This window comes from Leptolyngbya sp. FACHB-321 (assembly GCF_014695975.1).
Taxonomy (GTDB): Bacteria; Cyanobacteriota; Cyanobacteriia; order Leptolyngbyales; family Leptolyngbyaceae; genus Stenomitos.
This window is the reverse complement of sequence record NZ_JACJPI010000054.1, coordinates 25,478-38,286: the sequence shown is the minus strand read 5'-3', so window position 1 is coordinate 38,286 and position 12,809 is coordinate 25,478. Positions and strand designations below refer to the sequence as shown.

Sequence of the window (12,809 nt, the reverse complement as noted above, 5' to 3'; positions counted from 1 at the left end):
CAGCAGTAACCCAGACCAACCGACAAAGACGAAGCGATCGCGTTTCAGCCAATCGTCGAGAACGTCAAACGCCCCTCGATTCGCTGGCGCGCGCCCGACAGCTATAGTCATAGCGCAGATCTCCGATAAATAATAATGAGGACTGGATGCCGTAAAAGCCTGCCCGCGCGTCTACTGCTCAACAAACATTGAGACAGCATCACAAATTATGAGCAGAAGGTTACGTTTCTTTACCATCCCTCAATTATATGGATAACCCTACAGATTTGCCAGGTGAATTCTCACTATTTAAAGCTAAGGCTACAGCAAGAGAATGTGCCATGGAAGCAATGAGCAGTAGGCTTGCAGCGATAAAGAGGCAGCAACGCTCTTGGGGAAATTGATATAATGAATTTATTAAGATTGCTCCTACGTTTAGGAGTATTCAAAGCGTCTGAGTTGTAACAGAGCGCTTCATTTGTTTTTTCGTTGAGAGCGAGGGTGAGATGAAAATAGATAAAAAGCAGGTAACTGCAACGTCTCTCATTGATCCCTCTGTCACGCTGGGCGCGTTTGCTCATGCGGTCATTGCCGAGCAATATCGTGCGGTGGTGAAGCACGAGAAAAAGGTAATTGCTGACAAAAATCCAGAACCGCTTCACCAGATGCGGGTGGGTACGCGTCGGTTACGAACGGCACTACAGGTTTTTGATTGGGCGATCGCACTGCCAAAGGCTGCGGCAGCGAAACAGATTGGCTCCCTGGCTAAAGTGCTGGGTCGGCTGCGAGATTTGGATGTGCAGATAGACGCCTTGCAAACCCAGTATCGCTCTGACGTAGCTGAAACCACGCAGCGATCGCTCGATGACGTGATTGCAAAACTTCAGAAAGAGCGCCGCGTGGCATCAGCAGATGTAAAAGATGCGCTGACGCGATCGCGCTACCAGCAACTCAAAACTGCCTACGAAACCTGGATCGAGCAGCCTCGTTACACAGCGCTAGCGAGCCAACCCTTGCAACTGTTTTTGCCAGATCTGTTGAGTCCACTGCTTTCAACGTTGCTCTTACACCCTGGCTGGTTGGTACCGGCGGACGCTTCGGATGCCGATAGTGAAAGTTTGCATGACTTGCGCAAAGCGTGCAAGCACGTCCGCTATCAGGCAGAGTTCTTTGTTTCGTTCTATGGCGAAGCCTTCCAAACGTGGATTGATGATGTCAAGGCAATCCAGTCCAAGTTGGGGACAGTACACGATAGCCAGGTTTTACAGGCGTTGCTGAAAAAGCACCAGCCTAAGCACACTCAGTTGCCCGAACTGCAAACTGCCATCCACCAAACTCAAACGGAAGCAATGTCTGGCTGGGAAGCAGTACGGCTACGCTACTTAGAGCCAGCCTTTCGTCAACAGCTTCGTCAATTGCTGCTGGAGCCGATCGCGGCTGACATGCCAACGGAACAGCAGCTTTCTAAATAAGAGCTATCAGCTTTCAGCCACCAGCCTTCAGATCCAGATTTCATGCTGACTGCTGACCGCTGACTGCTCTACATCAATCCCGCTGATTCATAGAGGCGCTTCAGTACGGCAAGCAGTTTGTCGCCATATTTAGGATCAGCAGCCCAGCGTCCGCTTAATAAACCGACAAGGGGCGCAACCCCACGAGCTACAAAGTTAAAGCGAGGATCGACCACTGCCTGCACGAGTGGCTCTGCATTCGCATAGGCTTTCAAATGCTGGATTTGCGCTCGTACACCAATACGAGCACTAGGGAAGGAGGCTCCTTGCGAATCGCCACCCGCTGAACCTAGTCCGCCGAAGTTGTTTTGCTCGGGTCTGACGGTACCGCTAAAGCGGAGAAAGTCAGTTTCCAGACACATTTGCGCGAACGCAACATCATAATTAATGCCTTCAATGCTACCTTCCTCTCGGTAGAGTTTAGCGATCTCTGGGTAACGGGTCAGCGCTGCTTCATTATTTGCCTTGAGGAACATGAGGAGCTGGACTTCGGAGGTGTTGCCCTGCCCCGAAATCTTGTCGAACTGACCAGAACAGATTTGTGAGGCTGACTTGAGAAAGATCGTACGGTTTGTGCTGTCCCAGGCGATCGAAACATGTCGATCGCGCAAGTCAACCGCTCGGACGTACACAATGTTGCGGTAGGTGATGCGACGAACATTGGGATCAGTGGAAACGTCTACCCCCAGTCGATCGACCAGATCGATCGGCACATACGCATTACCGCTGACGATGATGCCCTGTTCGCCATAGGTTTGCCCATTAATATTAATATTGCAAGGCGGATAGGTACCCGGAGATGGCGTTGGATTTGGAGTAGACGTAGGAGGCGACACCGATCGGCTCCAGGATGCCAACCCATCAGCAAGACCCAGCGCTACATTCCGTCGCTGGTTTTGAATGATGAAGCGATCGTCTGGGTTAGAGAGGACAGCAACTTCCATCAAGAGCGCTGGCACAACCAACTGCCGACAGAACGCTAGACTGCCCAAACCTGTTGCGGTATCAGGTCGCGCACCCCGATTGGGTAGCTGAGGCACCCGGCGCAGCAGCGCTAGCAAAAGCGTTTCTGCCTGTGCCTTGCGCTGAGCATTGTTAGCAATGTAGAACACAGCTGACCCACGCACAGACGGGTTAGAAAAGGCATCTGTATGGATTTCCAGGGCAATGTCTCCAGCGCGAGAGCGACCATTAATCCAATCAAGCGTTTGTCTGGCGCTTAGATCATCGGGGACAGACAGAATTTCAAAGCTGCGCGATCGCAGTTCTGTCACGACTAGATCGCGTGTCAAAATCATCTCTCTGGATTCGGTTGTGCCTGCAATCACCGCTCCCGGATCGGTCACACCGCTTTCCTGACCACCGTGCGCTGCTGAAATAAAAATTCGTCCCATCTGCCCCTGTGTCCCTTCACGCGTAACGTAGCGATGTTAACTCGCTTGAGAATGCACTGCCCATGTTTTACACCACGTAAAGGGGTTGGGAAAAAAATATGAGGACATGAGAAGAGAGGATTAATCGGTGCGGAGGAACGGAAAAGCAGCCGCTAAAGCTTCAAAGGCAAGATGCTTCGGTACAAAAACCCGGCTTGTTAAGATTAGCAGCAGAGCAGAAGAGTGGCGAACCTGTAGTTGGTTCCTAGGCATCCACTGGAATCTGACACATGATCACTTTCGGAAGCACTATGTCTGAAATCCCGCTCAACCCAGAGCAACCTAGAGAAAAGGAATCCTTTTTGTAAGCATGAAGTATTGCAAAGAAGTGTGCCGCTACTTACCCTGAGTCAAAAGATAGCAGAGCCACACCAAACGCTACGACGGATACGCCCCTTCCCAACGAAATTTGCGACAATAGGGAGACTTCATTTCCCCTACTCTCTTTCCAATGGACATCCCGCGTCTTCACCCTGATACGATCGAGCAAGTCCGACAGCGGGCAGACATCGTTGATGTGGTGTCTGAGCACGTTGTCTTGCGAAAGTTAGGGAAGGACTTTACCGGGTTGTGCCCCTTTCACGACGACAAAACGCCCAGCTTTACAGTCAGCCCCAGCAAGCAGTTTTACTACTGCTTTAGTTGTGGTGCGGGTGGAAACGCAATCAAATTTCTGATGGAGTTGGGGAAACACTCGTTCAGCGAAGTGGTGCTAGATCTAGCAAAGCGCTATCAAGTCTCGGTGCAGACGCTAGAACCCGCTCAACGGCAAGAATTACAGCGCCAGATTTCAGTGCGGGAGCAGTTGCATGAAATTCTCGCGCTCACAGCCCGATTCTTTGAGCATGCTTTGAACCAGCCGCAGGGAAAGGCAGCCCTGGCATACCTGACTGAGCAACGGAAGTTGACTGCAACAACGATCCAGCAGTTTCAGTTGGGCTACGCGCCTGCTGGTTGGGAAACCCTGTTTGGCTATCTGGTGGAGCAAAAGCACTATCCTGTCGCACTGGTAGAACGAGCAGGGCTGATTGTGCCACGCAAAGGTGCAACGGGCAGTTACTATGACCGCTTTCGCGATCGCCTCATGATTCCCATTCACGATCTTCAAGGGCGAGTGGTGGGCTTTGGGGGACGATCGCTGGGCGATGAGCAGCCCAAATACCTCAACTCACCCGAAACCGAGCTATTCGATAAAGGCAATATTCTCTTTGCGCTAGATAAGGCACGGGCGGCGATCGCCAAACAAGACCAGGCAGTGGTGGTCGAAGGCTATTTTGATGTCATCGCGCTCCACAGTGCAGGCATTACTAACGTAGTCGCCTCAATGGGTACAGCGTTGAGCCTTGCTCAGGTACGTCAACTCTTGCGCTACACCGAATCCAAACGCATTGTGTTTAACTTTGATGCCGATCGCGCGGGCACTCAGGCGGCAGAACGGGCGATCGGCGAAGTGGCAGCGCTGGCATACCAGGGCGAGGTGCAGCTTCGCATCCTCAATATTCCCACTGGCAAAGACCCAGACGAGTTTCTACAAACGAATACGCCAGCCGACTATCAGCAGTTATTGGATGATTCGCCTCTCTGGCTTGACTGGCAGATTCAGCAGGCGATCGCCGGACAAGACCTGAACCAGGCAGATCAGTTTCAGCACAGCGTCCAGATTGTCGTTAAGCTGCTGGGCAACCTACCAAATTCGATGCTGCGTACCCATTACATTCAGAAATGTGCTGAATTGTTGAGTCAGGGCAACAGTCGCCTCATGCGGCAGTTAGAAGATAATTTACGGCTTCAGGTGCGCGGCGAACGTTGGCATGGGCGATCGCAAAAGTGGCAAACCAGCAGCGAACGCGATTTATTAGAAGAATCAGAAGCGCAACTGCTGCGCCTTTACCTACATAAACCGCTGCACCGTGCGGCGATCGTTGAAGCGCTTGAAGCCCGCGATCTGGAGTTCAGTTTGTCCCATCACCGCTTTCTGTGGCGACAAACTCTGGCGCTAAAAGAAGAAGGGTTTGATGTTGAAGCCGATCCTTCACTGGATCTACTGACACTGCTGCAAGACCGCTGCACCGACTTCCCCAGCGACATGAGCAAAATTTACGCTCTGTTTCAGCTTGACGAAACGGGAGACATTAACGTGCTGAGATCGGCTCTTGTCATCCGCGCTGCCGTCGCCTCAATGGAAAAAGTGATGTGCGAAAAACGTCGTCGCCATTTTATCTCCCTTTGGGAAAAGACTGACTGCGCGACTGCACCCGATTTAGGACACTTCTACCAGAAAAAGATTCGTGCTGAAGATCAGCGGATTCAAGACCTCGATCGCGAACGTCAAACCACTTTTGAAGACCTCGTACAAGCGCCCGTCATCAGCTAAGAACAAGTTGCAAAATTTCACATAAGTAGGAGGGCGTAAGTCTTTATTAAGATGCCTTTCGACTTCGCATTTGACTGAGCGCTCATGCCAAAGTCTCAATGCTCTCAGTCTTCTATGGCGGCGGATCGAGTGCAGTCGAAACCCGGTCTCTCAGTAGTGTTCAACTTAGCCCTCTGACTTAGTTCCAAGCAAGCGGTTACTTTTAGTTGGCAATCTTGCATTGATCGCTGCTTACTAAATACTTTGCATCTACAGAAAACAACTTCAAGTCGTATCGGTAACTACTTGGCAATTGATAGGTCTTAGGAGTGATGCATCTCTTATGCTTTAGCGAAAGCTACCTTCAAGCTTAGATCAGTAGGTTTTTCTTAGAACTAACTCTTTCTACTGCTCTTTCAGAAAGAAGCGAACTGCCACAGAATTGTCCAGAGCCATGCCATCACTCATTCTCATTTCCTTTCCACCTTCCGCTCCCTCTCACCTTTTCAAAGAACTATGTAGCCGTGACGTTAACAGGCTTTAGTAACCGCTCCTGGCTTTTAGGAGGTGTAACTAGCTGTTGAAGCATCCTGATTAAATTAGAGGGTTTGTAAAGAAAAGTTAACCAAAGAAGTGGTTGAATGTGTTGAAGCTGAATCGATACACTTCTTCGCAAAGGTAATGCTAGAAATTAAGTTTTTAGACGATGAAAACCTTCAGCAATTTACGTCTCGTTATATTTACCTACATAACGTAATGAGTGCTCTAAGAATTCAGTGATAGTATTTAGTTACTTAATTAGACAGAGCTTCGCGCTCTTCGGCAAACCTTTTTACCGCTCTTTAGAGCTAGGGAGTTAGATATGATTTTTGATGATCTCGATAACATTCAAGTTAAGCCAGAAACTCGCAATCACAGAGGCTGTTTCGTTCAAGAAGCATCCTATAAGTTAGTCAATATCGATCGCGCTGGCTGGGCATTCATCTGTATGAATGATGCAGTTTGTCATTACGTTGATCCAGATAATTTGCAGGGCTCGATCGCAACCGACCTTGATAGGGACATGGTTCAGTCCATTTAGTTGGAGCACTGACAGTGAATAGGCGTGTCAGGTGGCTGGTTTTAACTAAACCAGCCATCTTTTTTGTTGAGCTATCAAGAGTGCATCCCACCTTTGCAGCCCTCGCTCTGTTTCCGCCCGTACCGCCGCCACGATCGCTCAAATTAAATAGAACGAGCAGTGCAGTCCTGCCTCAAATAGCGCAGAGTAATGGTGCCTACGCAAGCCCTAAGCAAAGTAGTCATCGCTTGCCACTCGTTCATCTGGCTTAAGTCGTTTATAGTGTGAAGTGTGCCAGCTTGCTACCGGATGGCGTAGTCATGAAGTCTTCTGTCTCTCCCTGCCCGGTTCCCTTCGAGCAGCAACCGTTAAACGAGTACCAGGAGTTAAAAGAATCTTGGTTTTTTCGGTGGTCAGCACTTGGGTTACCGCAATACATTCGCAAGCTGCTCTGGATTTGGGGCTGGAGTTGGCTACTTGCTGGACCGATCGCTGCCGCTAGCTTCCCGATCGCCAAACATCCGGCTCAGTTTGCCCTCGCTGGTACAGCAGGCGCTGCCCTCTGCCTTTCGCTGGTGCTTTTACGCCTGTATTTAGGCTGGACATACATTCAATCGCGTTTGTCTGCCGCCACCATTTTTTATGAAGAATCGGGTTGGTATGACGGTCAACTGTGGGCAAAGCCGCCAGCAATGCTCGCTCAAGATCAACTAGTGGTCACTTACCAGATTCAACCCGTTCTCAAACGCCTCACACGAACTTTTGGTGTCTTGGCGATCGGGCTACTGGCAGGCTGGGGAATATGGAATGTGCTGTAAAAACGGCGAAAGCTAAAAGCTGAAGGCTAAATTTTTATACTTTATCCCTTAACCTTTCCTCCTCACTTCACACCTGAAACTCAAAACTTTTCCGCCCTTCGTCCCCTTCAAATGTTAGAGTCGTACGCATGACTAGGGGAAGACGCACACAAGCCGCAGAGCTGGAAGTCCGCTTACTGCGCGAAGGTATTATCGAATCCAGGCATTTCGTCCAGGCAGTCATTTGTGACAACCGAGGGCGAAATTTGCTGGTGGCTGGAAGTGCAGAGACCGCAACCTTCGTGCGCTCTGCCTTAAAGCCCTTTCAGGCATTAGCCGTAACGACGACAGGTACACTGGAGCGCTATGGATTGACCGATCGCGACCTGGCAATTATCTGTAGTTCACACAAGGGAACGATCGAGCAGGTGCGTCAGGCATTCAACATTCTCTGGCGTGCAGATGTTGACCCAACTGTGCTCCAGTGCCCTGTACCGACTGGGAAGCGTAGCCGCTTGGAATATAACTGTTCTGGTAAACACGCTGGTATGCTTGCCGTGTGCCAACAGCGAAATTTTCCGCTCAGCAGCTACCTTCAGCGCAGCCACCCAGTGCAGCAATTGATTTTGCAAAAAGTTGCCGAGCAGCTCCGCATGCCTGCCGAAGAGTTTATCAGCGCTCGTGATGACTGCGGTGCCCCGACCTACTTTATGCAGCTAGGGCAGATTGCCTCACTTTATGCCCGTCTTGCTTCAGGTGAAAGTTTGGACATGGAACGGATTGTGCGAGCAATGACCCACCATCCAGCCATGGTGGCAGGCGAGGGCGAATTTGATACCGAACTGATGCGCCTGACTGAAGGCGAACTCGTCAGTAAAGCTGGAGCAGAAGGTATTCAGTGCATCGGGCGCTTGGGTGAAGGTATGGGGTTAGCTATCAAAGTGATGGACGGTGCAAAACGGGCGAAATACGCCGTCGCGATTCACCTGCTGAAGCAAATGGGCTGGATCAGTCCTTCGGTGTCAGAAACGCTTTCAGAAAGCTTTATGACGATGAGCAGCGTGACCCGGCTTGAAGTCGCAGGCGAACTGTCGATGCTGTAAGCATAAGCAAGATGTACTGAGCGAGTTAACACTGAATCCTGTGTCACTAAACACAATCGATCCAGAGAGGCTGTTAAAATCCAGGAAAGTTCTCGCGGTACCTCATGAGCGACACAGTCCTGCAAGTCAACAACCTTGAAGTTCAGTTTCAGCCGGATGGACGATTGCTCAAGGCAGTGGATAGCATCTCGTTTGAAGTGAAACGAGGGCAAACGCTGGGGATTGTAGGCGAATCGGGTTCAGGAAAATCGGTGACATCGCTGGCGGTGATGGGCTTAGTGCCGTCTCCTGGCAAAGTAACGAAGGGCGAAATTTTGTTTTGGGGTGCTGAGAGGGGGGCGCAGGCGATCGACCTTGCCAAAATCCCCAGTCGCCAGCTTGAAGACTACCGCGGCGGCGAAATCTCGATGATTTTTCAGGAACCCATGAGTTCGCTGAATCCGGTTTATACGATCGGATTTCAGCTTGTGGAAGCAATCCGTCTGCACAAACGAATAACGCAGAAAGAAGCCGAACGCGAAGCGATCGCCCGCCTTCAGGAAGTGCGCCTGCTGCCAGACGATGGGGTGATGAAACAGCGCTATGTGGAAGACCTCCAGCGCAATAATCCGACTGTGCCGTTGCCGCCTGCTTCAGAGGTTGAGCAGCAGGTGTTTCGCCAAAAGGCAGCCTTTCTCAACCGCTATCCCCATGAGCTATCAGGTGGGCAAATGCAGCGGGTGATGATTGCTATGGCGATCGCCTGTGACCCTGCGTTGCTGATTGCTGATGAACCGACTACCGCACTGGATGTTACCGTGCAGGCAACGATTTTGGATCTGCTGCGGGACTTGCGCGATCGACGCGGTATGTCCATGATGTTCATCACCCATGACCTGGGGCTAATTGCCGAAATTGCTGATGATGTTGCTGTTATGTATCAGGGCAAAATTGTCGAAGCGGGTCCCGTTTTGCAGATCTACTCAAACCCGCAGCATCCCTATACGAAAGGCTTACTGACCTGCCGCCCTCGGCTCGATCGCCGCCTCAATCTTTTACCCACAGTCTCAGACTTTATGCAGGTCAGCACCTCACCATCAGGCGAACTGCTGATTGAAGAACGCGAAACGGATGTCGCTCGAGCACTTCATCTCGCACGCGAGGTCAGCCAGGACGAACTCGACCAGCGCCTAGCCTTACTCCAGCAAGCAACCCCATTACTGTCTGTTCAAAACCTGCGTGTACAGTTTCCCGTGCGCGGTGCCTTTGGGCAAACCAAACGCTACTTTGTGGCAGTGAAGGATGTCTCCTTTGATGTCTATCCCGGTGAAACGCTGGGATTGGTGGGCGAATCTGGTTGTGGCAAATCGACGCTGGCACGCGCCATCTTGCAACTCATCAAGCCTGCTAGCGGCACGGTACGGTTTGAAAATCAAGAAGTGACTGCCCTTGTGCCAAACGAGATGCGACGGCTGCGGCGAGAAATGCAGATTATCTTCCAGAATCCCTTTGGTTCGCTGGATGCTCGCATGACAGTCGGCAAAGCGGTGATGGAACCGATGCAAATTCACGCCAAACCCAAGGCACGGCAGGAGCAGCAGAAACGCGCTGTCTATTTACTAGAACGAGTGGGCTTAAATGCTGATGCCTTAAACCGCTATCCGCACGAGTTTTCGGGTGGGCAACGTCAGCGGATTTGCATCGCCCGATCGCTCGCCCTTAACCCCAAATTCATCATTTGCGACGAATCCGTTTCGGCACTGGATGTTTCGGTGCAGGCGCAAGTTTTGAACTTACTGAAAGAGCTACAAGGCGAGTTCAACCTCACCTACATTTTCATCTCTCATGATCTGAGCGTGGTGAAGTTCATGAGCGATCGCATTATGGTCATGAACAAAGGCGAAATCGAAGAAATTGGTCCCTCCGAAAGCATCTATCGCACACCCCAAAAAGACTACACACGCCAACTCATTTCTGCCATTCCAGTGAGTAGTTTGGAACGGATACGCGATCGACAAACCCAACGCGGTCTCTCAGTCGGTTAGGAAAGCCTCTTCTCATCGAGAATTGACAAAAGCGTTCTTAAGGTTATTCCTTATTCTGGTTAAAGCTCACAACTAGCAGTGTGAGAGGAAACCTATTTGCTTTAGAAAATTGCACCGAAACCCTGAGTCCAGTAATGTTTATAATTCACTTGCCCACCATCGTTAGCAAGGTAGTAATAGCCAACCCCAATTTCTTGGTAGCTCATATTAAGGATATTTGCACGGTGCCCTGAGCTATTCATCCACCCTTGTATTACCTCTTCAGGCGTAATATAACCTGCTGCAATATTTTCCCCAACGTAGGATGAGGAATAACCTGCTGTTTGTGCTCTGCTGCTGGCTGACGAACCATCCGCCCCTGTATGACTAAAGAAGTCAGACAATGCCATATTCTGGCTATGAGTTTGTGCAGCCGAGGTTAATTGCAGTTGTAGCAGGAGGGGAGTTAAGCCAAATTGAACGCGTTGGACGTTGGTAAGGTCTACAACTTTGTCTGCAAAATAATTGCCAGTTGATAAAGGAGCAGATGATATATTTAAGTTATAGTTAGAAGCTGAACCTGTTCCAGCCTGATAAACTTTAATGTAATAAGTTCCGGCAGCTAGGTTTTTAGCTAACAACTCACCGGTAGTACCAGCATTAGAAGATTGAAGAATTAACTGCCTATTACTATTGTACAACTCAACATTTAAGTTCGATGTGAGGCCATTCAGTTGGAGCCGAAAAGAACTACCTCGCTGCGTTGACAAGTTGAATCTATAGAAGTCATTAGGATCTGAATTTTGAATGGAGTCTCGAAAGACAACAGAATTATTATCAAAAAAAACATCGCGTGCTGAATCAAAAGTATTACGAGCATAATCGCTATTAATAAATTGGCTGGCTTGACGATTTTCCCACCGACCGAAACGAATGAAATGATCAGTCGCCTGTCTATAGTTCATGCCAGTTGAGGCTAAATCCGAATTGTGAGAAAGATAAGCTTTGACATTGAAGGCTTCAGATGTTAAGCGCCCCTCATTAATACCAAATCTCTGGAAGTGCTCTAAAAGCTGTTTGTTGTTTAGATTAGCGACTGCCAAATCTGAGTTAGCCGCTCGATAATAGTTCACGTTAAAATTGAGGGAAGACTGCCGTCCTTCCCAAAAACCGTTTAACTCAAAATGAAATAACGCACCTTTTCTACTACCCCCATATACTTGGGCTACATCAGGGTGGCTAGCCAAGTAAAAGTTTGAATCGAAAGATTGCGAAAAGAGACGACCTTCGTCAGCTCCGTATGAGCGCAAATGTTCAAAGAGTTGCTGATTGCTATAGCTAGCTACATCATTATTTGCAAACCTGTAGAAATTCAGGCTGGCAAATTGCGAAAAAGTACGCGCTTCTGATATGCCATAATCTCGCAAATGGTTAAAAGCTTGTTGATTGCTAAATCTTGCGAGATCACTGTTGCTTGAGCGATAGAAATTCAGATCAATAAATGGAGAAAATTGACGACCTTCATTGAGCCCATGTGTTTGGAAATGAGATAAAGCTTGAGCATCACTGAAGCCTCTCAAATCAGCATTGGCAGATCGGTAGAAGCTCGGGTCAAACAAATCTAACGGCATAGTGATGTTAAAGTACTGTTTATATACATTTCCTTCTCTACCTTTCAGACTTAAACAATTGCTTAAAACTTTAGAGAAAATTAGTGCCTAGGTTAGTTGTACAAAGATTTAATAAAACTGATGTCTTTCAGCTTGTGTGTTCAAAAGTACAGTTAACGTGATCGCCTCTCTTCTAAATCCAATGAAGCATCGAAAAACCCGGCACATGGGCTAAAGAGGGCGATTCTCCCTTAGCTAAAATCAAAGGATAAAATCGTATCGAGTTCAAACAAACGGACGTTGCTAGAGGATATAAGACACATGGCAAAGCGTGAGCAACTGATTCAGGAGATCGAGCAGGTTTCTGATGATTTAGTACAACCAGTTCTGGATTTTTTGCATCGGCTTAAGGCTGTACGCCAAGAGCATCCGCTTGCCAAGTTTGTCGGTATTTTAAGTGACGCAGAGGCGGAAGGAACTACAGTGAACTATTGCAACCGATTGCCGACAGGTTGATGTCAATGAGTGGTGCGATTGCACTAGATACGTCTGTTGCCGTTCGTTTCTTGAATGGAGACACTGCGATCGCCGAAAAAGTATTGGCGTTGCCGGAAATAATTTTACTGATGGTTGTGGTCGGAGAGTTGTTGTTTAATGCTGAAAACTCTGCACGATCGTTACAAAATTTGCCTCGTTACCTGGAGTTCATGGAGGCTTGCATTGCGGTGCCTTTAGGAAGAGAAACAGCAGAAGCTATGCTCAAACACGGTTAGCATTGAAGCGAAAGGGACGACCAATTCCCATGAATGATATATGGATTGCTGCTCAGTGCTTAGAACGAGGTTGGGTGTTAGCGACCAATGATACAGACTTCAATTATGTGGACGGATTGATCTTTCGAATACTGGTAGCACGATCGACCCTCTTCCAAATCCAGTAGAGCATCGTGAAACTCAGCAC

The 12,809-nt window shown here is 49.1% G+C and carries 10 protein-coding genes and 2 pseudogenes; 9 read left to right on the top strand and 3 right to left on the bottom strand.

Translation table 11 applies throughout. The features are described from left to right. Positions 1–111 (bottom strand): annotated as a pseudogene (locus tag H6F76_RS10055) (photosystem II D2 protein (photosystem q(a) protein)); the annotation flags it as partial. Positions 112–485: 374 nt separating this feature from the next. On the opposite strand from H6F76_RS10055, the gene H6F76_RS10050 reads away from it, so the two are divergent. Next, the gene (locus H6F76_RS10050) at positions 486–1,451 is read left to right on the top strand and encodes a CHAD domain-containing protein (RefSeq protein WP_190507884.1); all 966 of its coding nucleotides are present in this window, start codon (positions 486–488) and stop codon (positions 1,449–1,451) included. A gap of 68 nt (positions 1,452–1,519) precedes the next feature. Here the strand turns inward: H6F76_RS10050 and H6F76_RS10045 are convergent, their stop codons facing one another. Then, positions 1,520–2,884, bottom strand: a complete 1,365-nt coding sequence (locus H6F76_RS10045) for an N-acetylmuramoyl-L-alanine amidase (RefSeq protein WP_190446046.1) — start codon at positions 2,882–2,884, stop codon at positions 1,520–1,522. Between the two features lie 490 nt (positions 2,885–3,374). Here H6F76_RS10045 and dnaG point away from each other — a divergent pair, with 490 nt between their 5' ends. The 6 genes from dnaG to H6F76_RS10015 all read left to right on the top strand — a co-directional run bounded on the left by dnaG (position 3,375) and on the right by H6F76_RS10015 (position 10,260). Beyond that, entirely contained in the window at positions 3,375–5,297 is a 1,923-nt protein-coding gene (gene dnaG, locus H6F76_RS10040) for a DNA primase (protein ID WP_190507883.1), read from the top strand. An 841-nt stretch (positions 5,298–6,138) separates the two neighbouring features. Next, on the top strand, positions 6,139–6,357 hold the full coding sequence (locus H6F76_RS10035) for a hypothetical protein (RefSeq protein WP_190446066.1): 219 nt from the start codon (positions 6,139–6,141) through the stop codon (positions 6,355–6,357). Between the two features lie 14 nt (positions 6,358–6,371). Further along, a complete protein-coding gene (locus H6F76_RS10030) occupies positions 6,372–6,608 on the top strand; it encodes a hypothetical protein (protein ID WP_190507881.1) in 237 nt (78 codons plus the stop codon). A 48-nt stretch (positions 6,609–6,656) separates the two neighbouring features. Then, complete coding sequence (locus H6F76_RS10025) at positions 6,657–7,154, top strand: CGLD27 family protein (RefSeq protein ID WP_190507880.1); 498 nt, start codon at positions 6,657–6,659, stop codon at positions 7,152–7,154. Positions 7,155–7,282: 128 nt separating this feature from the next. Beyond that, positions 7,283–8,236 (top strand): asparaginase, encoded by a 954-nt coding sequence (locus H6F76_RS10020; RefSeq protein WP_190507878.1) that lies wholly within the window; start codon positions 7,283–7,285, stop codon positions 8,234–8,236. 104 nt (positions 8,237–8,340) lie between these two features. Next, entirely contained in the window at positions 8,341–10,260 is a 1,920-nt protein-coding gene (locus tag H6F76_RS10015; RefSeq protein WP_190507875.1) for an ABC transporter ATP-binding protein, read from the top strand. Positions 10,261–10,361: 101 nt separating this feature from the next. On the opposite strand, the gene H6F76_RS30405 is transcribed toward H6F76_RS10015, so the two are convergent. Beyond that, positions 10,362–11,870 (bottom strand): CAP domain-containing protein, encoded by a 1,509-nt coding sequence (locus tag H6F76_RS30405; RefSeq protein WP_242036599.1) that lies wholly within the window; start codon positions 11,868–11,870, stop codon positions 10,362–10,364. Between the two features lie 300 nt (positions 11,871–12,170). On the opposite strand from H6F76_RS30405, the gene H6F76_RS10005 reads away from it, so the two are divergent. Continuing rightward, positions 12,171–12,365: a hypothetical protein gene (locus H6F76_RS10005; protein ID WP_190507887.1), complete on the top strand. Its 195-nt coding sequence runs from the start codon at positions 12,171–12,173 to the stop codon at positions 12,363–12,365. A gap of 5 nt (positions 12,366–12,370) precedes the next feature. After that, positions 12,371–12,789: pseudogene (locus tag H6F76_RS31440) on the top strand (PIN domain-containing protein). The last annotated feature ends 20 nt before the right edge of the window (positions 12,790–12,809 follow it).

Excerpts from the sequence above, each read along its gene's own strand:
- H6F76_RS10050 (WP_190507884.1), top strand. The coding sequence starts at position 486 with ATGAAAATAGATAAAAAGCAGGTAACTGCAACGTCTCTCATTGATCCC.
- H6F76_RS30405 (WP_242036599.1), bottom strand. The coding sequence starts at position 11,870 with ATGCCGTTAGATTTGTTTGACCCGAGCTTCTACCGATCTGCCAATGCT.
- H6F76_RS10005 (WP_190507887.1), top strand. The coding sequence starts at position 12,171 with ATGGCAAAGCGTGAGCAACTGATTCAGGAGATCGAGCAGGTTTCTGAT.
- H6F76_RS10015 (WP_190507875.1), top strand. The coding sequence starts at position 8,341 with ATGAGCGACACAGTCCTGCAAGTCAACAACCTTGAAGTTCAGTTTCAG.
- H6F76_RS10025 (WP_190507880.1), top strand. The coding sequence starts at position 6,657 with ATGAAGTCTTCTGTCTCTCCCTGCCCGGTTCCCTTCGAGCAGCAACCG.
- H6F76_RS10035 (WP_190446066.1), top strand. The coding sequence starts at position 6,139 with ATGATTTTTGATGATCTCGATAACATTCAAGTTAAGCCAGAAACTCGC.
- H6F76_RS10045 (WP_190446046.1), bottom strand. The coding sequence starts at position 2,884 with ATGGGACGAATTTTTATTTCAGCAGCGCACGGTGGTCAGGAAAGCGGT.
- H6F76_RS10020 (WP_190507878.1), top strand. The coding sequence starts at position 7,283 with ATGACTAGGGGAAGACGCACACAAGCCGCAGAGCTGGAAGTCCGCTTA.
- dnaG (WP_190507883.1), top strand. The coding sequence starts at position 3,375 with ATGGACATCCCGCGTCTTCACCCTGATACGATCGAGCAAGTCCGACAG.